Annotated in this window: 17 protein-coding genes; 14 read left to right on the top strand and 3 right to left on the bottom strand. The window is 72.9% G+C overall.

What is annotated here, in order from left to right:
- Positions 1-55: 55 nt before the first annotated feature.
- The 8 genes from ACZ4VL_RS26340 to ACZ4VL_RS26305 all read left to right on the top strand — a co-directional run bounded on the left by ACZ4VL_RS26340 (position 56) and on the right by ACZ4VL_RS26305 (position 8,810).
- Positions 56-1,246: an allantoate amidohydrolase gene (locus ACZ4VL_RS26340; RefSeq protein ID WP_468204542.1), complete on the top strand. Its 1,191-nt coding sequence runs from the start codon at positions 56-58 to the stop codon at positions 1,244-1,246.
- A complete protein-coding gene (locus ACZ4VL_RS26335; RefSeq protein WP_468204534.1) occupies positions 1,237-2,670 on the top strand; it encodes a formimidoylglutamate deiminase in 1,434 nt (477 codons plus the stop codon). The genes ACZ4VL_RS26340 and ACZ4VL_RS26335 overlap by 10 nt, the downstream gene beginning before the upstream one ends.
- 171 nt (positions 2,671-2,841) lie before the next feature.
- Positions 2,842-4,020 carry an imidazolonepropionase gene (gene hutI / locus ACZ4VL_RS26330; RefSeq protein ID WP_468204531.1) on the top strand — a complete coding sequence of 393 codons (1,179 nt, stop codon included), beginning with the start codon at positions 2,842-2,844 and terminating at the stop codon, positions 4,018-4,020.
- 128 nt (positions 4,021-4,148) lie between these two features.
- A complete protein-coding gene (locus ACZ4VL_RS26325; RefSeq protein WP_468204527.1) occupies positions 4,149-4,838 on the top strand; it encodes an LPXTG cell wall anchor domain-containing protein in 690 nt (229 codons plus the stop codon).
- Positions 4,839-4,855: 17 nt separating this feature from the next.
- Positions 4,856-5,890, top strand: coding sequence for a hypothetical protein (locus ACZ4VL_RS26320; protein ID WP_468204525.1), 1,035 nt, complete (start codon positions 4,856-4,858; stop codon positions 5,888-5,890).
- Complete coding sequence (locus ACZ4VL_RS26315; RefSeq protein ID WP_468204523.1) at positions 5,887-6,909, top strand: neocarzinostatin apoprotein domain-containing protein; 1,023 nt, start codon at positions 5,887-5,889, stop codon at positions 6,907-6,909. The genes ACZ4VL_RS26320 and ACZ4VL_RS26315 overlap by 4 nt, the downstream gene beginning before the upstream one ends.
- Entirely contained in the window at positions 6,906-8,195 is a 1,290-nt protein-coding gene (locus ACZ4VL_RS26310) for a hypothetical protein (RefSeq protein ID WP_468204520.1), read from the top strand. The genes ACZ4VL_RS26315 and ACZ4VL_RS26310 overlap by 4 nt, the downstream gene beginning before the upstream one ends.
- Before the next feature lie 183 nt (positions 8,196-8,378).
- Entirely contained in the window at positions 8,379-8,810 is a 432-nt protein-coding gene (locus ACZ4VL_RS26305; protein ID WP_468204518.1) for a hypothetical protein, read from the top strand.
- A 186-nt stretch (positions 8,811-8,996) separates the two neighbouring features.
- On the opposite strand, the gene ACZ4VL_RS26300 is transcribed toward ACZ4VL_RS26305, so the two are convergent.
- On the bottom strand, positions 8,997-10,523 hold the full coding sequence (locus ACZ4VL_RS26300; RefSeq protein WP_468204516.1) for a peptide MFS transporter: 1,527 nt from the start codon (positions 10,521-10,523) through the stop codon (positions 8,997-8,999).
- Between the two features lie 497 nt (positions 10,524-11,020).
- Between ACZ4VL_RS26300 and ACZ4VL_RS26295 the strand changes: the two genes are divergently transcribed.
- Complete coding sequence (locus ACZ4VL_RS26295) at positions 11,021-11,698, top strand: response regulator transcription factor (RefSeq protein ID WP_361100060.1); 678 nt, start codon at positions 11,021-11,023, stop codon at positions 11,696-11,698.
- Positions 11,699-11,714: 16 nt separating this feature from the next.
- A complete protein-coding gene (locus tag ACZ4VL_RS26290; protein ID WP_468204513.1) occupies positions 11,715-12,980 on the top strand; it encodes an ATP-binding protein in 1,266 nt (421 codons plus the stop codon).
- 99 nt (positions 12,981-13,079) lie between these two features.
- Here ACZ4VL_RS26290 and ACZ4VL_RS26285 read toward each other — a convergent pair whose 3' ends face one another.
- Positions 13,080-13,604, bottom strand: coding sequence for a GtrA family protein (locus tag ACZ4VL_RS26285; RefSeq protein ID WP_468204511.1), 525 nt, complete (start codon positions 13,602-13,604; stop codon positions 13,080-13,082).
- A 215-nt stretch (positions 13,605-13,819) separates the two neighbouring features.
- On the opposite strand from ACZ4VL_RS26285, the gene ACZ4VL_RS26280 reads away from it, so the two are divergent.
- The 4 genes from ACZ4VL_RS26280 (at position 13,820) to ACZ4VL_RS26265 (ending at position 18,024) form a co-directional block, all read left to right on the top strand.
- On the top strand, positions 13,820-14,959 hold the full coding sequence (locus ACZ4VL_RS26280; RefSeq protein ID WP_468204509.1) for a 5-(carboxyamino)imidazole ribonucleotide synthase: 1,140 nt from the start codon (positions 13,820-13,822) through the stop codon (positions 14,957-14,959).
- Positions 14,956-15,501: a 5-(carboxyamino)imidazole ribonucleotide mutase gene (gene purE / locus ACZ4VL_RS26275; protein WP_468204508.1), complete on the top strand. Its 546-nt coding sequence runs from the start codon at positions 14,956-14,958 to the stop codon at positions 15,499-15,501. The genes ACZ4VL_RS26280 and purE overlap by 4 nt, the downstream gene beginning before the upstream one ends.
- Positions 15,498-16,694, top strand: a complete 1,197-nt coding sequence (locus tag ACZ4VL_RS26270) for a dipeptidase (RefSeq protein ID WP_468204505.1) — start codon at positions 15,498-15,500, stop codon at positions 16,692-16,694. Before purE ends, ACZ4VL_RS26270 begins: the two co-directional genes overlap by 4 nt.
- A 235-nt stretch (positions 16,695-16,929) precedes the next feature.
- Entirely contained in the window at positions 16,930-18,024 is a 1,095-nt protein-coding gene (locus ACZ4VL_RS26265; RefSeq protein WP_468204503.1) for a membrane dipeptidase, read from the top strand.
- A 51-nt stretch (positions 18,025-18,075) separates the two neighbouring features.
- Here the strand turns inward: ACZ4VL_RS26265 and ACZ4VL_RS26260 are convergent, their stop codons facing one another.
- On the bottom strand, positions 18,076-19,419 hold the full coding sequence (locus ACZ4VL_RS26260; protein ID WP_361100081.1) for a UDP-glucose dehydrogenase family protein: 1,344 nt from the start codon (positions 19,417-19,419) through the stop codon (positions 18,076-18,078).
- Between the last annotated feature and the right edge of the window lie 263 nt (positions 19,420-19,682).

Below are 19,682 nucleotides of genomic sequence, written 5' to 3'. Positions count from 1 at the left end.
CTCCCCCCCCACACCCCCTCCCCCCCCCCCCCCTCTCCACCCCCCCCCCCCCCCTCTGCCCCCCCCCCCCCCCCCCCCCCCCCCCCCCCCCGCCTCGGGCGGGTACCGCCGCTACGCCTGGACCGGCGCCGACGCCGACTGCCGGCTCTGGTTCCGGATGCAGGCGGAGGCCCGCCGCCTCGACGTCGAGACGGACCGCAACGGCAACCAGTGGGCGTGGCTCGGCGACCCGACCGCCGGTGACGCCGTCGTCACCGGCTCCCACCTGGACTCCGTCCCCGACGGCGGCGCCTTCGACGGCCCCCTCGGTGTCGTGTCCGCCTTCGCCGCGCTCGACGAACTCCGTGCCCGTGGCGTCCAGTTCAGGCGTCCCCTCGCCATCGTCAACTTCGGTGACGAGGAGGGCGCCCGCTTCGGGCTGGCCTGCGTCGGCTCCCGCCTCACCTCCGGCCAGCTGACCAAGGAGAAGGCGTACGAGCTGCGCGACGCCGACGGGATCAGCCTTCCGCAGGCGATGGAGGCCGCCGGGTACGACCCCGAGGCCATCGGGCCCGACCCCGAGCGCCTCGCCCGCATCGGCGCGTTCGTCGAACTCCACGTCGAACAGGGCCGGGCCCTGGACCTGTCCGGGGACGCCGTCGGCATCGCCTCCGCCATCTGGCCGCACGGCCGCTGGCGGTTCGACTTCCGCGGCGAGGCCAACCACGCGGGCACCACCCGCCTGGTCGACCGGCGCGACCCGATGCTCACCTACGCGGAGACCGTGCTGGCCGCCCGTACGGAGGCCGCGCTCGCCGGAGCCGTCGCCACGTTCGGGAAGATCTCCGTCGAGCCGAACGGCGTCAACGCCATCCCCTCCCTGGTGCGGGGCTGGCTCGATTCCCGCGCCGCCGACCAGGACACCCTCGACACCGTGGTCACCGCCATCGAGAAGGCCGCCCGCGAGCGCGCCGACAAGGACGGCATCGACCTGGCGGTCGTCCGGGAGTCCTTCACCCCGGTCGTCGAGTTCGAGCACGCCCTGCGCGACGAGATCAACCGGATCCTGGGCGGGTCCGTCCCCATCCTCGGCACCGGCGCCGGACACGACGCGGGAATCCTCTCCGCGGCCGTCCCGACCGCCATGCTGTTCGTGCGCAACCCCACCGGCGTCTCCCACTCCCCGCGGGAGTTCGCCCCCGAGGACGACTGCGTGGCCGGCGTCCTCGCCCTCGCCGACGTACTGGAAGGCCTGGCATGTCGTTGAACATGCACGTGTTGAACATGCACGCGGTGAAGACGTACTGGCTGGAGCACGCCTGGCTCGGCACCGCCGTCGAGCCGGGCGTCGCCCTGGACGTGTCCGACGACGGGCGGATCGCCGCCCTGCGCACCGGGGTGGACGCGCCGCCGCCCGGCGCCGAGGTGCTGCGCGGCCTGACCCTCCCGGGCCTGGCCAACGCCCACAGCCACGCCTTCCACCGGGCCCTGCGCGGCGTGGTCCAGGTCGGCTCGGGCACCGGATCATCCCCGCTTGGGCAGGGAGCAAGCCCGGTGGAGGGCATGGGGCGTGCGCCGGATTCATTCTGGACCTGGCGTGAAGTCATGTACGGCGTAGCCCAGAACCTCACCCCGGAGAGCTATTTCGCGCTCGCGCGTGCGACGTACGCCGAGATGGCGCTGGCCGGCATCACCAACGTCGGCGAGTTCCACTACGTCCACCACGCGCCCGGCGGCACCCCGTACGCCGACCCGAACGCCATGGGCGAGGCCCTGATCGAGGCCGCCGCGGCCGCCGGCATCCGCATCACCCTCCTCGACACCGCCTACCTCTCCGCCGGCTTCGGCGAGGCCCCGAGCGAGCACCAGCGGCGGTTCTCCGACGGCACCGCCGAGGCCTGGGCCGAACGCGTCTCGGCCCTCAAGCCCCGCGCGCACGCCCTGATCGGCGCTGCCGTCCACTCCGTGCGGGCCGTCCCCGCCGGACAGCTCGCCACCGTCGCCCACTGGGCGCAGGAGCGGCAGGCCCCGCTGCACGTCCACCTGTCCGAGCAGACCGCCGAGAACGACGCCTGCCTGGCCGCCCACGGCTGCACCCCCACCCGGCTCCTCGCCGACCACGGGGTGCTCGGCCCGCGCACCACCGGCGTCCACAACACGCACCTCACCGACGAGGACATCGCCCTCCTCGGTGGGACCGCCACCGGCACCTGCATGTGCCCCACCACCGAACGCGACCTCGCCGACGGCATCGGCCCGGCCGGGCGGCTCCAGCAGGCGGGCAGCCCGCTGTCGCTGGGCAGCGACAGCCACGCCGTGATCGACCTGCTGGAGGAGGCGCGCGCGATGGAGCTGAACGAGCGGCTGCGCAGCCGGACGCGGGGGCACTGGACGGCGAACGCACTGCTGACCGCTGCTACGGAGGACGGCCATGCCGCCCTCGGTCTGGCGGACGCCGGCCGGCTGGAGGCCGGCGCGCTCGCCGACTTCACCACCGTCGCGCTGGACACCGTCCGCACCGCCGGGCCGCTGCCGCGGCTCGGCGCCGAGACGGCGGTCTTCGCGGCCTCGGCCGCGGACGTCCGGCACACGGTGGTCGGCGGCCGCCACATCGTCCGCGACGGCGCCCACGCCCTGGTCCCCGACGTCCCGTCCGCGCTGGCCGAAGCGATCGCGGCCGTCCGCGGCTGACGTTCCCCCACCCCGCCCGGACCCCCGCGCTCCAACGCCGGCGAGGCCGGAGAATCCAGCCCGCGCGGCGTTCGAGCGCACCGGGCGCGAAGCGCCCGGAACGGGTCCGGGGCGGCGCCCCGGTTTCGGGAAGGGGCGGGGTGGGGGGAGAGACAACTCCGAGAGGAACCCATGACCACCACCGTCATCACGAACATCGGCAGCCTGGTCACCAACGACCCCGCCCAAGGCGACGGCACCCCCCTCGGCCTCATCGAGAACGCCGCCGTCGTCATCGACGACGACACCATCGCCTGGGTCGGCGAAGCCGCCGCGGCCCCGACCGCGGACACCGCCTTCGACGCGCAGGGCCGGGCCGTCATCCCCGGCTTCGTCGACTCCCACTCCCACCTCGTCTTCGCCGGCGACCGCACCGCCGAGTTCAACGCCCGCATGTCCGGGCGCAGCTACTCCGCCGGCGGCATCCGCACCACCGTCGCCGCCACCCGCGCCGCCTCCGACGCGGAGCTGGAGGCCAACCTGGTGCGCCACCTCGACGAGGCCCGCCGCCAGGGCACGACCACCTTCGAGACCAAGTCCGGCTACGGCCTGACCGTGGCCGACGAGGCCCGCGCCCTGCGGATCGCCGCCGCGCACACCGAGGAGGTCACCTACCTCGGCGCGCACATCGTCTCCCCGGACTACGCCGAGGACCCGGCCGCGTACGTGGACCTGGTCACCGGCGAGATGCTGGAGGCCTGCGCCCCGTACGCCCGCTGGGTCGACGTGTTCTGCGAGAAGGGCGCCTTCGACGGCGACCAGGCCCGGGCGATCCTGACCGCGGGCGCCGCAGCCGGGCTGATCCCGCGCGTCCACGCCAATCAGCTCTCCTACGGCCCCGGCGTACAGCTGGCCGTCGAGCTCGGCGCGGCCTCCGCCGACCACTGCACCCACCTCACCGACGCCGACGTCGATGCCCTGGCCCAGGCCGCGGACACCACCGTCGCCACCCTGCTGCCGGGCGCCGAGTTCTCCACCCGCGCCCAGTGGCCCGACGCCCGCCGGCTGCTCGACGCGGGTGCGACGGTCGCGCTGTCCACGGACTGCAACCCGGGGTCCTCGTACACGAGCTCGATGCCGTTCTGCATCGCGCTCGCCGTCCGGGACATGCGCATGACCCCCGACGAGGCCGTCTGGGCCGCCACCGCCGGCGGCGCCCGCGCGCTGCGCCGCACCGACATCGGCGCGCTCACCCCGGGCGCCCGCGCCGACCTGGCCCTGCTGGACGCCCCGAGCCATGTGCACCTGGCGTACCGGCCCGGCGTCCCGCTGGTGTCGGCGGTCTGGCAGCGCGGGGTCCGCGCGGCCTGATCCGTCGGGCCTGATCCGTCGGGCCTGATCCGCGCGTCCTTTGTCTTCCCCTTGCAGGGTCCCGGGCGTACCTTGTGGCCCCAATCTGATGTGTCGTCAGTAACTTGCGGCCCGAGGGGAAGACGAAGGTGCCCAACCGGATACGCTCCACCGCGCTCGCGCTGGGCGCCGCGCTGGCCGGATCGGCGGCCGTGCTCGCCGCGGCCCCCGTCGCCCACGCCGATGTCGTCGACGTCGCGTACGACTGCAAGACCCCCATCGGGGACAAGTCCGCGGTCTCGCCCATCGACATCAAGGCCGTCAAGCAGGGCGACGGCTACAAGTTGACGATGTCCTTCCAGAAGGGCGTCTCGTCCAGCCCCATCGAGCTCGGCAAGGGGGCGATGAACCCGAGCGCGGTCATCGCGCTCGGCGGCGCGGAGCAGGGCTCCGTACCGGTCTCGGGGGCGGCCAACTCCGAGGCGATCCCGCCCAACACCCCCATCAAGATCACTGATCTGTCGGGCACCTACACCCCGAAGAAGAGCGGCAAGGTCACCTTCACCGCGGGCGTGCTCACCATCAAGGCCATGGGGACCACCACCACCTGCACCCCCGGCAACAACCCGAAGCCCTCCCTCGAACTGGACGTCACGGCCGCCGGCGGGGGATCGGGGTCCGGGTCAGCGGGTGCTGGCGGTAGCGGGGTCGACTCCCTGCCGCAGACCGGCCCCGCCGACTCCGTCACCGCGCTCGGCACGCTCGGCGGCACCGTGCTGCTGTCCGGCACCGCCGGCCTGCTCTGGCTGACCCGGCGCCGCCGGCAGGCCCGCACCTGAACGGAGCACCCCCGGCCATGCCCGTGCTCCCCGCCCGCCGCCGCGGCCCGCTCGCGCCGCTGCTCGTCGCCGCCGCAGCGCTGTACGCCGCGGCGGCGGCCCCGGCGGCGGCCGCGGTGGTCGCCGCAGCCCCGGTGGTCGCGGCCGCCGCCGAGTCCGACTGGACCGCCGCTCCCGCCGGGGGCGCCACCGGCAGCCTCCGCACGGCCTTCTACCTCGCGGGCGCGCCCGGCACCGTCCTGGAGGACCGCCTCGCCCTGGACAACCCCTCCGACCGGGAGCGCACCCTCACCCTGCGCGGGGCCGACGCCCACCACACGGCGGAAGGGGGCCTCGCCGTGCGCCCCACCGACACCACCGCGGGTGCCGGCGCCGCCTCCTGGATCAGCTTCGGCACCGCCGCCACCGTGAAGCTGCCCGCCCGTACCCGAGCGGTCGTCCCCTTCACCGTCACCCTGCCGCCCGCCGCCCTGCCCGGCGACCACCCGGCGGCCGTGGTCGCAGCCGAGGCCGGCGGCCGCGAGGCCGGGGTACGGGTCCACCTGCGCGTCGGCGGCCCGGCCCTGGCCGCGCTGACCGTCGAGGACGTCGCCGTACGCGGCCGGGGCGCCCGGGCCGAGGTCGGCTACACCCTGGTCAACCGCGGCAACGTGACCCTCGCGCCCGGGCTGTCCCTGCGGGCCGAGGGGCTCCTCGGAGCCGTTCCCGGCCGCACGCACCGCGCGCTGCCGGTGGAGCTGCTGCCCGGCCAGCGGGTCCGGCTGTCCGAGCCGTGGCCCGGCGCGCCGCTCCTCGACGACGTCGACCTCACGCTGACCGTCACCGCCCCCGGGGCCGCCCCGGCGAGCGCCCGCGCGTCCGTCCGGCTCGTGCCGGGGGGCACCGCCGGGTGGGTGGGCGCGGCGCTGCTCGTCCTCGGCGGGGCGGCCCTGGTCGCGCTGGCCCTCGTACGCGGGCGGCGGGCCCGGCGGGAGCCGCCGCCCGCGCCCGGGGAACCCGTACGGGCGGCGGGCCGCACTCCGGACCACGAGCTGACGGGAGCAACCACGTGATCGGCACGCTCAGGGCCCGGCTCGCGGCAGGGGCGGCACTGCTGCTGTGCCTCCTCGCACTGGCCCCGACAACCTCCGCGGCCTCCGCTCCCGCCGCCACGGCGGCCGCTGCCGAGCCCGCCGTGGCGCTCTCGCTCCAGGAGGCCGCGAAGGGCGCCGAGATCACCGTCACCGGCACCGGCTGGCGTCCCAAGACCCTCGTGATGCTGCTGCTCTGCGGCCAGAACATGATCGGCGGCACCAACAGCTGCGCCAACGCCGACGGCGCCGCCGTCTCGACCGGCGACGACGGCCGGTTCACGGCCCGACTGGCCGTCGTCGCCCCGCCCAAGCCCTGCCCGTGCGTCGTGAACGTCACCTCGGTCGGCGGGGACCGGGCCACCGTCGCCACCGCCCTGAAGATCACCGATCATCCGGTGGCCGAGCTGCCCGCGGAGCCGGGCAGCCCGCGCCTGGCCATGCTGAGCGGGGCCCGGCTGGCCGGCGAGGACGGGATCCTGACCCGGTTCGGCGCCCCGCCCGGGCGGACGTTCACCGTCACCGTCGGGAACCTCGGGCCCGCCCCCGTCAAGGACCCCGTCTTCCAGCTGGGCACCGCGCACGGCGTGCTCGCTCCGCTGTGGGAGGAGGTCCGGTGGAAGGGCACCATCCCGCCGGGCGGCAAGGCCGAGGTCCGGCTCCCGGTCGGCCTGTCCGCCGGTGCCCACGGCGACTACACGGTCTCCCTCAAGTACGCCGACACGGTCGTGGCCACGCAGCCGTGGCGGGTGTCCCGGCCGTACGGGGTGCTGCTCTTCTGGGCCCTGCTCCTGCTGGTGGTCCCGGCCGGGCTGTTCCGTGCCGGGATGGCCGTCGTGGACCGGGTCCGGCCGCGCGCGGCACCGGCGGCGACGGCTGCCCCGGCCCCCACGGTTCCCGCCACGACCCCCACGACCACCACGGCGGTCCTGCCGTGGTTCACCGCACCACAGGCGTCCGCACCGTCTGAGAACAGTCCGACGACGAAGGGACAGGCGTGAAGACCCAACGGAGGGTGAGTGCGGCCGCGGTAGCGCTGCTGTTCGGCGGGGCGGGCGTCCTGCTGGCGGCCGGCCCCGCCCAGGCGGCCGAGGTCTCGTACAAGGTGGAGTGCATCCCGCCGGCGGGCGGCGGCGGCCCGGTCCAGGGCACCACGACGGTGTCGGTCACGGCGCCGGCCACCGCGAAGGTCGGCGACGAGGTCGAGGTGGTGTGGAAGACCGTCAAGCCCGCCTCGAACAACACCGACCTGATGGACCTGGGCAAGGACACCGTCAAGCCGACCGGCTGGGTGAAGCTCGGCGGCGCGCTCGGCGCGGAGGTGAAGCTGGAGGGCGAGCGGAAGAACCCGCCCATCCCGAAGAACGCCCCCATGGTCATGTCCGACATGAAGGGGAAGGTCAAGCTGACCAAGGCGGGGGACGTGACGATCACCCCCGGCAGGTACGACGTCGACTTCAGCGGCTTCGTCACGCACTGCTCGCCCAAGGAGGCGGCCGGCGTCGCCGCCACCATCAAGGTCACGGACGGCGGCGGCAGCACGAGCGGCGGCTCGACCACCGGCGGTACGGGCGGCACCACCGGCGGCGGCACCACCGGCGGCGGCACCACCGGCGGAGGTACCACCGGCGGCGGCGGAGGCCAGACCGACTTCCCGGGCAAGCCGGTGGAGGTCTCCTTCGACTGCGGCGCGGTCGTCCCCGGCGGCATCAAGACCCCGGTCACCATCAACGCCAAGAAGAACGGCGGCGCCTTCGACCTCACGGTCAAGACCGCCAAGGGCGCCATGGCCAGCCCCATGGCCCTCCCGGCCGGCGCCCTCAAGCCCTCGATGAACATCAAGCTCGGAGGCGCCGACAGCGGCACCGTCAAGGTCACCGGCCCGGCCAACGCGGAGCCGATCCCGGACAAGGCCCCGGTCAGCCTGAGCGACATGACCGGCACGTACACGCCGGGCAAGACCGGCAAGGTGACGCTGAGCCCCGACCAGCTGACCATCGACGTCACGATGAGCCCCGGCTCCACGCCGATCAACGTGCCGTGCAAGGCGGTCAGCAGCGCCGTCTCCCTGGAGCTGGACACCACCGCCCAGCCCGGCGGCTCGGGCTCCCCGACCACCACCGGCGCCACCACCACCGGCACCTCCGGCGGCCTCGCCGACACGGGAGCCGGTGACGAGGGCGGCATCCGGGCCCTGGCCCTGATCGCGGGCACGGTGATCCTCCTCGGCGCCGCGGTCTTCACCTTCACCCCCTGGCGCCGCCTCCGCAGCAGCGGCACCCGCTGACGCCGGCCCCACGGCAGGGGCTGCGCCCGCCCGCCCCACCCGGGCGTGCGGGCGCAGCCCCTCCTTTTCTGTCTGCCCGGACGGCGGCTTCTGCCCGGAGGTGGCCGGATCTCCGGTGGAACATGGCGTGAATTGCATGCGCTACCCCATTGGGTGACAGCGGCTTGTGCGGCGATCAAGGGGGTGGATAGCTTCGCTCCCCTGAAGGCCGGCACGTTATTCGCCCGGCCGTATTTTCGGGCCGGCGTCACCGAATGGGAGAAAATGAAGCTCAAGTTCTTCGTCGTCGCCGCGGCCGCTGCTTCGGCTCTGGGGGTTCTGGGTGCGCCGGCCGCGTCGGCTGCGTCGTCCGGTGACATCAACGGTGGATGCAAGGCCACCGCCGACATGGACGGGGCGGGGCGCCCGAACGTCACGTCCCGCTGCACCGGCCGGTTCCCCTCGGGTGCAGTCCACCGTGCTGTGATCACCTGCGACGTGGTGCAGGGTGCGCGTGAGCACGTCGTCCGCCGGACCCATTACAGCGGCTGGACCTCGACGGGTTCTTCCGCGACGGTCGGTTGCGGCTTCAAGTCTTTCCTGGTCGGATTCTCTTCCGAGACCCGCGGCGCCTGAGCGACGGCCGGTGAATTGAAATTCCGCTCCGGTGAACACGGGGGTGGATTCGGTCGACCTTTCGGGTGGGGCTCCATGTTGCCGCTCGGCGCCTCTGCCCAGAAGGCGTTCCTCTTTCTCCGGTCCGTAAAACGGAACGGCCCGACGCACCTTTCTGGTGTGTCGGGCCGTTCCGTTCGGGAGGGGTTAGTGCACCTCTCCCATTTGTTCCTTGACCTTCTTGCGGTACATGAAGACCGCGAGGGCTGCCAGGCATGCGAGGCTCGCCTCGATCGCGACGGCGCCCGTGCCGTTCAGGTCCACACCGAACACGGCCGGGTCGGACAGGAGGCTGGTGATGGAGTCACCGGCGGTGACCGCCAGGAACCAGACGCCCATCATCTGCGAGGCGTACTTCGCCGGCGCCATCTTCGTGGTGACCGACAGGCCGACGGGGGAGATGCACAGCTCGCCGACCGTCTGGATCAGGTAGATCCCGACCAGCCACATCGGGCTGACCAGCTTGCCGTCCGTGGCCATGGTGACCGGCGCCAGGAAGAAGAAGAACGAGACGCCGATGAAGAACAGGCCGGCGGCGAACTTGCCGACCGTCGACGGCTCCTTGCCCTTGCGGTTCAACCACACCCAGATCCAGGCGAAGACCGGGGCCAGCGCCATGATGAAGACCGGGTTCAGGGACTGGTACCAGGACGAGGGGAACTCGAAACCGAGCAGCGAACCGGAGGCCTTGGTCTCACCGAAGGACTGGACCGTCGAGGCGCCCTGGTCGTAGATCATCCAGAAGACGGCTGCTGCGACGAAGAACCAGATGTAGCCGCTCATCTTCGACTGCTCGGACCGGGTCAGGTCCTTGTCCCGCTTGATGCGGATCAGGACGCCGGCCGGGACGATCAGGCCGATCACGGTCAGCGGGATGGTCGCCCACGCCTTGGTGAACATGCCGGCCATGCCGACGGCGGTGTAGAACAGGCCCACGATCGCAACCGTGATGGCGATCTTGCGGATCCAGGAGGCGCGCTCCTCGGCCGACAGCGGCTTGGGGACGACCGAGCTGACCGGGTTCAGGTGCTTGGTGCCCAGGAGGAAGGCGGCCAGGCCGATACCCATACCGACTGCGGCCATGGCGAAGCCGAGGTGCCAGTTGACCTCCTGGCCGACCGTGCCAATGATCAACGGCGCGAAGAAGGCACCCGCGTTGATGCCCATGTAGAAGATCGTGAAGCCGCCGTCACGGCGCGGGTCGTCCGCGTCCTTGTAGAGCTGGCCGACCATCGTCGAGATGTTGGCCTTCAACAGACCGGAGCCGATCGCGACCAGGGCCAGACCGACGAAGAACGTCGCGCTGCCCGGAAGGGCCAGGACGATGTGGCCGGACATGATCGTCAGGGCCGCGATCGTCACCGTCTTGCGGGGACCCCAGACACGGTCGCCCAGCCACCCGCCCGGCATGGCGAGCAGGTAGACCATGGAGACGTAGATGGAGAACACGGTGATCGCCGTGCCCTCGTCCATCGCGATGCCGCCGCTTTGGCTGCCGTCCTTGGCGTCCGGGCCGCCTGAGAGCAGGTAGACGAGGAGAAGTGCCTTCATGCCGTAGAAGCTGAAGCGCTCCCACATCTCGGTCATGAAGAGCGTGGCCAGGCCACGGGGGTGGCCGAAGAAGGTCTTCTCGGCGGACGGGTCCGCCGTGCCCGTCGTCAGGCTGGAAGCCATGTCGATCCTTGCTTGCTCGGGACGCTGGCTTCGTGAGCCGGTCGGCGCCCGGTGGGGGGTGGCCGGAACCGGCGGCGGGCGTTCCGGCCCCCACGCCCCGGGGTCTCGCACCCGCCGCCGAGGGCGGGGGGCGAGGGAACATCCGCAACCGGGATCCACGCCCTCGCGCGCATCACTTCGCGCGCGGGGCCCGGCCCACAGGTCATTCACTGTCACCCGAGTCGATCTCGAAAGTCGTCAAGACCCTCTGATCAATCCGGACAGAATTGAGACCTTTGGCTCGGATTTCGGCGCAAAGGTCCCGGAGGTAGTGCATCAGGCGTCTCGCCACCATACGACACGACCGTGCAGCATATGAAAGGACTTGAGAGATGGATCACAGGGGGATTGGGAACCGTTTCAGCATTTTCGAAGGCGGCCTTCACGCATAAGGCCAGTTGGAAAGGGGTGTGCGGGGCCGCCCCTGCGGATCGCCGCCGCGGACTACCATCACCCACATGACGCGTGTACTGCTCGCCGAGGACGACGCATCCATTTCGGAACCACTGGCCCGCGCCCTGCGCCGGGAGGGGTACGAGGTCGAGGTCCGGGAAGACGGCCCGACGGCCCTGGACGCGGGACTGCAGGGCGGCGTGGACCTCGTCGTCCTGGATCTGGGCCTGCCGGGGATGGACGGCCTGGAGGTCGCCCGCCGGCTGCGCGCCGAGGGCCACAGCTTCCCCATTCTCGTGCTCACCGCCCGTGCGGACGAGGTCGACACCGTCGTCGGCCTGGACGCCGGGGCCGACGACTACGTGACCAAGCCCTTCCGGCTCGCCGAACTGCTCGCCCGGGTCCGGGCCCTGCTCCGGCGCGGCTCCAACGAGGCGGCCCAGCCCCCCGCCACCCACGGCGTGCGCATCGACGTCGAGTCGCACCGCGCCTGGATGGGGGAGGAGGAGCTCCAGCTCACCGCCAAGGAGTTCGACCTGTTGCGGGTCCTGGTCCGCGACGCCGGCCGGGTCGTCACCCGCGACCAGCTGATGCGCGAGGTCTGGGACACCACCTGGTGGTCCTCCACCAAGACCCTCGACATGCACATCTCCTGGCTGCGCAAGAAGCTGGGCGACGACGCCGCGAACCCGCGCTACATCGCCACCGTCCGCGGCGTCGGCTTCCGCTTCGAGAAGAGCTGAGCGAACCGCCCCAGCCATGCGCCGCCGCCTGATCAACTCCACGCTCGCCGTGGTGCTCGTCGTGATCGCCGTGTTCGGGGTCTCCCTCGTCATCGTGGAGACCCGGACGATCACCAGCAGCGCCCAGGACCGCATCGAGTCCGAGGCGCTGCGCCTCGTCGGCATCGTCGAGGCGAACGTCCTGGAGCACAGACCCGTCGACTCCGAGGCCCTCGCCGAGCAGCTCGACCCCGGCCGGTACGCCCGGATCAGCGTCCCCGGCCAGCCGCCCGTCGAGGTCGGCGAACGCATCCCCGACGACGTCATCCGCGGCACCGCCAAGGGCGAACAGGGCGAGGTCGTGGTCGTCGAGGAGTCCCGGGCCACGGTCACCCGGGAGGTCGTGCGGACGCTGGCGGTGGTTGGCGCCGTCGCCCTGCTGGCGGTGGTGGCGGCCGTGCTGCTCGCCGTACGCCAGGCCAACCGGCTGGCCTCCCCGCTCACCGACCTCGCCGAGACCGCCGAACGGCTCGGGTCGGGCGACCCGCGGCCCCGGCACCGCCGGTACGGGGTCCCCGAACTGGACCGCGTCGCGGACGTGCTGGACTCCAGCGCCGAGCGGATCGCCCGCATGCTGACCGCCGAGCGGCGGCTCGCCGCGGACGCCTCGCACCAGCTGCGCACCCCCCTCACCGCACTGTCGATGCGGCTGGAAGAGATCACGGTCACCGACGACCTGGAGACCGTCCGCGAGGAGGCGACCATCGCCCTCACGCAGGTGGAGCGGCTGACGGACGTGGTGCAGCGGCTGCTGACCAACTCGCGCGACCCGCGGACCGGCTCGGCGGTCCCCTTCGACCTGGACGAGGTCGTCAAGCAGCAGGTGGAGGAGTGGCGGCCGGCCTACCGCAGCGCCGGCCGGGCCATCGTGCGCTCCGGGAGGACGGGCGTACGGGCCTTCGGCACGCCCGGCGCGGTCTCGCAGGTCCTGGCGACGCTCGTGGAGAACGCCCTCATGCACGGCGGCGGCACGGTCGCCCTGCGCACCCGCGTCATCGGGAACCAGGCGGTGCTGGAAGTCACGGACGAGGGACCCGGCGTCCCGCCCGACCTCGGCAACCGGATCTTCGAGCGGGCCATCAGCGGCCGCAACTCCACCGGGATCGGCCTGGCGGTGGCGCGGGACCTCGCGGAGGCCGACGGGGGCCGGCTGGAGCTGCTGCAGGCGCAGCCGCCGGTGTTCGCGCTGTTCCTCAGCCGGACGGAGCCGACGCGCAGGGAGCCGGAGCAGACGGTCCGCTGACCGCGGCGGGGGCCCGCCCGGATTCCCGGCCGGGCCCCCGCCGTGACGTACCCGCCGTGACGTACCCGCCGTCACGTGCCCGCCGTCACGTGCCCGCCGTCACTTGCCCGCGGGCTCCGGCGCCGGCTCGGGGGCGGCAGCCGCAGTTGCGGTTCGACCGCGGGCGGATTCGGGCGCGTGCGCCGCCGGGAGGGCCTTGAACACCCAGGTCCGGTAGGACCAGAAGCGGAAGACGGTGGCGGTGCCGATGCCGATGAACTTGAACAGGTTCGTCGCGAGCCGGCCGTCCCAGCCGAACCCGTACGTCGCCGCGTACAGCACGCCGTTCTCGATCACGAGCCCGATCACGCTGAACGCCAGGAACAGCGGCAGTTCGCGCGAGTTCCCCGAATGGGCGCGGTCCCGATAGGTGAAATACCGGAAACCCATGTAATTGGTGAGGATCGCGACGACGGTGGCTATGACGCTCGCCCGCACCACCTGGAGGTCCGTGGTGTGCCGGATGAGGTTGAAGACACCCAGGTTGACCAGTACGCCCAAGCCCCCGACGGCCCCGAACTTGGCGATCTCGCGCGCGAGCCCGCGTACGCGTTCGAGAGCGGATCCCTGCTCCGGCGTGCTCATCTAATGGTCGGTCCTGTCCGTCGCCGCCCCCGCGCGGGAGCGTCACTCGCTTCTCGGTCGGCCCACCCATGCTAAGTGTCACCCCATCGGGTCGTCTGTGCCTTCCGGCACTGTGCGTTCCTCCAGCGACGCGACGCAGGGCACACGGGAGATTGCTACGAGTACCGGGCGGGCCCGCGTCCGTATGGCGGAAAACCGGCCGATACTCTGGAGGGGTGACGTTCCCGGTAGTCGGCATGGTCGGCGGCGGTCAGCTCGCCCGCATGACCCACGAGGCGGGCATCCCCCTCGGCATCAAGTTCAAGATCCTCAGTGACACCCCGCAGGACTCGGCGGCCCAGGTCGTGAGCGACGTCGTCATCGGCGACTACCGCGACCTGGAGACGCTGCGCGCCTTCGCCCGCGGCTGCGACGTGATCACCTTCGACCACGAGCACGTGCCCACCGAGCACCTGCGGGCCCTGGAAGCGGACGGCGTCCCCGTCCGGCCGGGGCCCGACGCGTTGGTGCACGCCCAGGACAAGGGGGTGATGCGCGCCCGGCTCGACGCGATCGGCGCCCCCAGCCCCCGCCACCGCATCGTCGCGGACCCGGCGGACGTGGCGGCCTTCGCCGAGGAGGTCGGCGGCTTCCCCGTCATCCTCAAGACCGTGCGCGGCGGCTACGACGGCAAGGGCGTGTGGTTCGTCCGCACCCCCGAGGACGCCGAGGCCCCCTTCAAGGCGGGCGTCCCCGTCCTCGCCGAGGAGAAGGTCGACTACGTCCGCGAGCTCGCGGCGAACATCGTCCGCTCCCCGCACGGCCAGGCCGTCGCCTACCCCGTCGTGGAGTCCATCCAGGTCGACGGCGTCTGCGACACCGTGATCGCCCCCGCCCCGAACCTCTCCGAGGAGCTCGCGGGCGAGGCCCAGTCGCTCGCCCTGCGCATCGCCAAGGAGCTCGGCGTGACCGGCCACCTGGCCGTGGAGCTCTTCGAGACCACCGACGGCCGGATCCTCGTCAACGAGCTGGCCATGCGCCCGCACAACAGCGGCCACTGGACCCAGGACGGCGCCGTCACCTCCCAGTTCGCCAACCACGTCCGCGCGGTCCTGGACCTTCCCCTCGGCGACCCGCGCCCCCGCGCCCGCTGGACGGTCATGGCGAACGTCCTCGGCGGCGACTACCCCGACATGTACGCGGGGTACCTGCACTGCATGGCCCACGACCCACAGGTCAAGATCCACATGTACGGCAAGGACGTGAAGCACGGCCGCAAGGTCGGCCACGTCAACACCTACGGCGACGACCTGGACGATGTGCTGGAGCGCGCACGTCACGCTGCCGGCTACCTCAGAGGAACCATCACCGAATGAGCACCCCCAGCACCCAGGGCACCGCCCCCGTCATCGGCATCGTCATGGGCTCGGACTCCGACTGGCCCGTCATGGAGGCCGCCGCCCAGGCCCTCGACGAGTTCGAGATCCCCTACGAGGTCGACGTCGTCTCCGCGCACCGCATGCCCCGCGAGATGGTCGCGTACGGGGAGCAGGCCGCCGGCCGCGGCCTGAAGGCGATCATCGCCGGTGCGGGCGGGGCCGCCCACCTGCCCGGCATGCTCGCCTCGGTGACTCCGCTGCCCGTGATCGGCGTGCCCGTGCCGCTGAAGTACCTCGACGGCATGGACTCCCTGCTGTCGATCGTGCAGATGCCCGCCGGGGTGCCCGTCGCCACCGTCTCCGTCGCCGGGGCCCGCAACGCAGGCCTCCTCGCCGTACGGATGCTCGCCGCCCACGACCCCGAGCTGCTCGGCCGGATGCGCGACTTCCAGCAGGAGCTGAACGACCAGGCCACCGAGAAGGGCAAGCGGCTGCGGGCCAAGGTCGCCGGCGCGGAGTCCTTCGGGTTCGGCAAGTGAGCGCCGCGGCCGCGGACCGGCTCGCCCGGGCCCGCGTCCTGCTCGCCGAACACCCCGTCGTCGACGGACACAACGACCTGCCCTGGGCGCTGCGCCAGCAGGTGCGCTACGACCTGGGGCGCCGCGACCTCGCCGGCGACCAGTCGGACCACCTGCACACCGACATCCCGCGGCTGCGCGCCGGCGGGGTCGGGGCGCAGTTCTGGTCGGTGTACGTCCGCTCCGACTACACGGGCGACCAGGCGGTCAGCGCCACCCTGGAGCAGATCGACGCGGTCGCGCAGCTGATCGACCGTTATCCGGGGGACCTGGTGCGGGCGCGTACGGCGGACGACATGGAGGCGGCCCGCGCCGACGGCCGGATCGCCTCGCTGATGGGCGCCGAGGGCGGCCATTCCATCAACAACTCGCTGGCCACCCTGCGCGCCCTGCACCAGCTGGGCGTGCGGTACATGACCCTCACCCACAACGACACCATCGACTGGGCCGACTCGGCGACCGACGAGGCCCGGCACGGCGGCCTGACGGACTTCGGCCGCGAGGTCGTCCGCGAGATGAACCGGATCGGCATGCTCGTCGACCTCTCGCACGTCGCGGCGACGACGATGCGGGACGCCATCGAGACCTCCACCGCGCCGGTGATCTTCTCGCACTCGTCGGCGCGGGCCGTCTGCGACCACCCGCGCAACGTCCCCGACGACGTGCTGGAGCGGCTGCCCGCCAACGGCGGGGTGGCCATGGCCACGTTCGTGCCCAAGTTCATCCTCCCGGCGGCGGTCGAGTGGACCCTCGCCGCCGACGAGAACCTCCGCGCGCACGGCTTCCACCACCTCGACACCACCCCCGAGGCGATGGCGGTGCACCGGGCCTTCGAGGCCGGTCACCCCCGCCCGGTGGCCACCGCGGCCACGGTGGCCGACCACCTCGACCACATGCGCGAGGTCGCCGGCGTCGACCACATCGGCATCGGCGGCGACTTCGACGGCACGGCCTTCACCCCGGCCGGACTGGACGACGTCGCCGGCTACCCGAACCTCATCGCGGAACTCCTGCACCGCGGCTGGTCGCAGGCCGACCTGGCCAAGCTGACCTGGTCCAACGCGGTACGGGCGCTGCGCGACGCGGAGGCGGTGGCGCGGGAGCTGTCCGCGTCCCGGGGCCCCTCCAACGCGGTGCTGCACCCGCAGCCGTAACCACGCGGCCGCACGGGCGGGCCGCCCGTGCGGCCCGTCGGCACCGGCGGGCCCGTGCCGACGCCCGCCCGGTGGCCCGTCGGCGCTGCGGCGGCAAGGCCGTGCCGACCAGGCCGTGACCTGCGGGTCGGCCCGCGACCTCCACCCGAACGCCACATCCGCCGGGCGACCGGGGCGCCCCGCGTGTCACCGTGGCAGCACCTCCCCCTGCTGCCGCCGAGACCGGAGCGCATCCATGGCCGACCTGCAGGACGAACCGCACGCCGGGAATCCCGCGTACACGCTCGACACGGCCCTGCCGGGCCCCGGCTCCGTCGGGGCCGAGGACCTTCCCGCCGTGGTACCCGCCGGCTCGCTCGAACGGGCCGCCGCGCTGCTGTCCGTCCATCCCGTGGCCGACGGTCACAACACCCTCGTCTGGACCCTGCGCCAGAGCCCGTACCACGACATCGACACCACCGACCTGGGCGTCGACACCGACATCCCCCGGCTGCGCGCCGGCGGGGTCGGCGCGCAGTTCTGGTCGCTGATGATGCCGCTCGACGCCGCCGTCCCGGACCAGGTGGTGTCCGACACCCTCGAACAGATCGACCACGCCCGCGCCTTCGTGGCCCGCTACCCCGACAGCCTCTGCCTGGCGCTGACCGCCGACGACATGGCCGACGCCCGCAACCGCGGCCGGATCGCCTCGTTCCTGGGCCCCGTGACCGGCCGGGCGCTCCTCGGCTCCCTCGGCGCCCTGCACGCCTTCCACGCGCTGGGCGTACGGCTCCTCGCACCGGCGGGGGCGCCCTGGGCACAGGAGGGCCTGACCGCCTTCGGCCACGAGGTGGTCAGGGAGACGAACCGGCTCGCGATGCTGCTGGACCTGACCGGCTGCCCGCCGGTGGTGGCCTGCCAGATCGCCGGCGCCTCCAAGGCCCCCGTGATCGTCTCCCACACCGCGGCGGCCGCGCTGAACGACCACCCGGGCAACGTCACCGACGAGGTGCTGCTCGCGCTCCGCGCCGCGGGCGGCCTCGCGATGGTCACCTTCGACACCGCGCAGACCGGGGACTCCCTGCACGCGGTCGCCGACCACCTGGAGCACCTCCGGGCCGTCGCTGGCCCGCGCTGCGTGGGGCTCGGCGCATCCTTCGGCACCGAGCACGGCACACCGCGCCCGACCGGCCTGACCGACCCCTCCGGCTACCCGAGGCTGGTCGCGGAACTCCTCGACCGGGGCTGGCCGGAGTCCGACCTGTCCCTGCTGACCTGGGGCAACGCCCAGCGGGTGCTGCGCGACGCGGAGTTCACCGCCCGCGCCGCCCAACACCGCAGACCGACCTAGCGCCATGACCCGCAGCGCCGGCGCCCCGGGCCCGCCGGGCGGGCGACCGGGTCAGGCGCGCGGTCGGCCCATGGCCCGGTAGGTCCACCCGGCCGCGCGCCAGTGCGCCGCGTCCAGGGCGTTGCGCCCGTCGAGGAGCAGCCGGTCGGAGACGACCGCGCCGAGCTCCGCCGGGTCGAGGTCGCGGAACTCGCGCCACTCGGTGAGGTGCAGGACCACGTCCGCCCCGCGGGCCGCCTCCACGGCCGAGTCCGCGTAGGCGAGGGTGGGGAAGACGCGGCGGGCGTTGTCCATGCCCTTGGGGTCGTAGACGGTGACCTGGCCGCCCTGGAGGTGGATCTGCCCGGCCACGTTCAGGGCGGGCGAGTCGCGCACGTCGTCGGAGTCCGGCTTGAAGGTGGCGCCGAGCACGGCGACCCGCTTGCCGAGGAACGCGCCGCCGACCGCCTCCCGGGCCAGCTCCACCATGTGGCCGCGGCGCCGCATGTTGATGGAGTCGACCTCGCGCAGGAAGGTCAGCGCCTGGTCGGCGCCGAGCTCGCCGGCGCGCGCCATGAACGCGCGGATGTCCTTGGGCAGGCAGCCGCCGCCGAAGCCGATGCCGGCGCGCAGGAACTTGGCGCCGATGCGCTCGTCGTGGCCGATGGCCTCGGCGAGCTTGACGACGTCGCCGCCGGCGGCCTCGCACACCTCGGCCATCGCGTTGATGAAGGAGATCTTCGTCGCGAGGAAGGAGTTGGCGGCGGTCTTCACGAGCTCGGCCGTCGGGAAGTCGGTCACCACGAGCGGCGACCCCTCCGCCATCGGCGTCGCGTACACCTCGCGCAGCAGCTTCTCGCCGCGGTCGCCCTGGACGCCGACGACGATCCGGTCGGGGTGCAGGGTGTCCTGGACGGCGAAGCCCTCGCGCAGGAACTCCGGGTTCCAGGCGAGCTCGACCTCGTCGCCGGCGGGGGCCAGCTCGGCCAGCTTGGTGGCGAGCCGCTCCGCCGAGCCCACGGGCACGGTGGACTTGCCGACGACGAGCGCGGCCCGGGTCAGGTGCGGGGCGAGGGATTCCACGGCGGAGTCCACGTAGGACATGTCACACGCGTACTCGCCGTGCTTCTGCGGGGTGTTCACGCAGATGAAGTGGACGTCGCCGAAGGCGCCGACCTCCTCCCAGGACTGCGTGAAGCGCAGCCGCCCGGTGGAGCCGGGCAGTCCGGCGACGTGCGCGGAGAGCAGCTCCTCCAGCCCGGGCTCGTACATCGGTACGCGCCCGGCCGCCAGCATCTCGATCTTCTCCGGGACCACGTCGAGTCCGAGCACCTCGAAGCCCAGCTCGGCCATCGCCGCGGCGTGCGTGGCGCCGAGGTAGCCGGTGCCGATCACTGTGATCCTGAGGGGGGCCATGGGTGCTCCAGAGGTGCGGGGCCGTTTGCGGCAACTGAGCATAGTCGGGCCGGTCAGGGGGGACGTTTCCCAGGAGCACCGGGAGGCCTCACCGGTGCCGGCGGCTGTCGTGCAGCTCACGTGCCGCGTACATACCGCTGTGCGGACGCCGGCCACTAAGATTTGGGTTACTTAACGGTAGTTAGCAATGACTGAGCGCACGCTTCAGCTTGGGGAGTGAGAGATCTTGGCGGGTTCTGCCGACTTCGACCTGTACCGCCCGG

Source organism: Streptomyces sp. NPDC029014, assembly GCF_055564695.1.
Note: the sequence above shows the minus strand (reverse complement) of the source record. Positions and strands in the feature narration are given on the sequence as shown.

Excerpts from the sequence above, each read along its gene's own strand:
- ACZ4VL_RS26295 (WP_361100060.1), top strand. The coding sequence starts at position 11,021 with ATGACGCGTGTACTGCTCGCCGAGGACGACGCATCCATTTCGGAACCA.
- hutI (WP_468204531.1), top strand. The coding sequence starts at position 2,842 with ATGACCACCACCGTCATCACGAACATCGGCAGCCTGGTCACCAACGAC.
- purE (WP_468204508.1), top strand. The coding sequence starts at position 14,956 with ATGAGCACCCCCAGCACCCAGGGCACCGCCCCCGTCATCGGCATCGTC.
- ACZ4VL_RS26265 (WP_468204503.1), top strand. The coding sequence starts at position 16,930 with ATGGCCGACCTGCAGGACGAACCGCACGCCGGGAATCCCGCGTACACG.
- ACZ4VL_RS26285 (WP_468204511.1), bottom strand. The coding sequence starts at position 13,604 with ATGAGCACGCCGGAGCAGGGATCCGCTCTCGAACGCGTACGCGGGCTC.
- ACZ4VL_RS26335 (WP_468204534.1), top strand. The coding sequence starts at position 1,237 with ATGTCGTTGAACATGCACGTGTTGAACATGCACGCGGTGAAGACGTAC.
- ACZ4VL_RS26290 (WP_468204513.1), top strand. The coding sequence starts at position 11,715 with ATGCGCCGCCGCCTGATCAACTCCACGCTCGCCGTGGTGCTCGTCGTG.
- ACZ4VL_RS26320 (WP_468204525.1), top strand. The coding sequence starts at position 4,856 with ATGCCCGTGCTCCCCGCCCGCCGCCGCGGCCCGCTCGCGCCGCTGCTC.
- ACZ4VL_RS26300 (WP_468204516.1), bottom strand. The coding sequence starts at position 10,523 with ATGGCTTCCAGCCTGACGACGGGCACGGCGGACCCGTCCGCCGAGAAG.
- ACZ4VL_RS26260 (WP_361100081.1), bottom strand. The coding sequence starts at position 19,419 with ATGGCCCCCCTCAGGATCACAGTGATCGGCACCGGCTACCTCGGCGCC.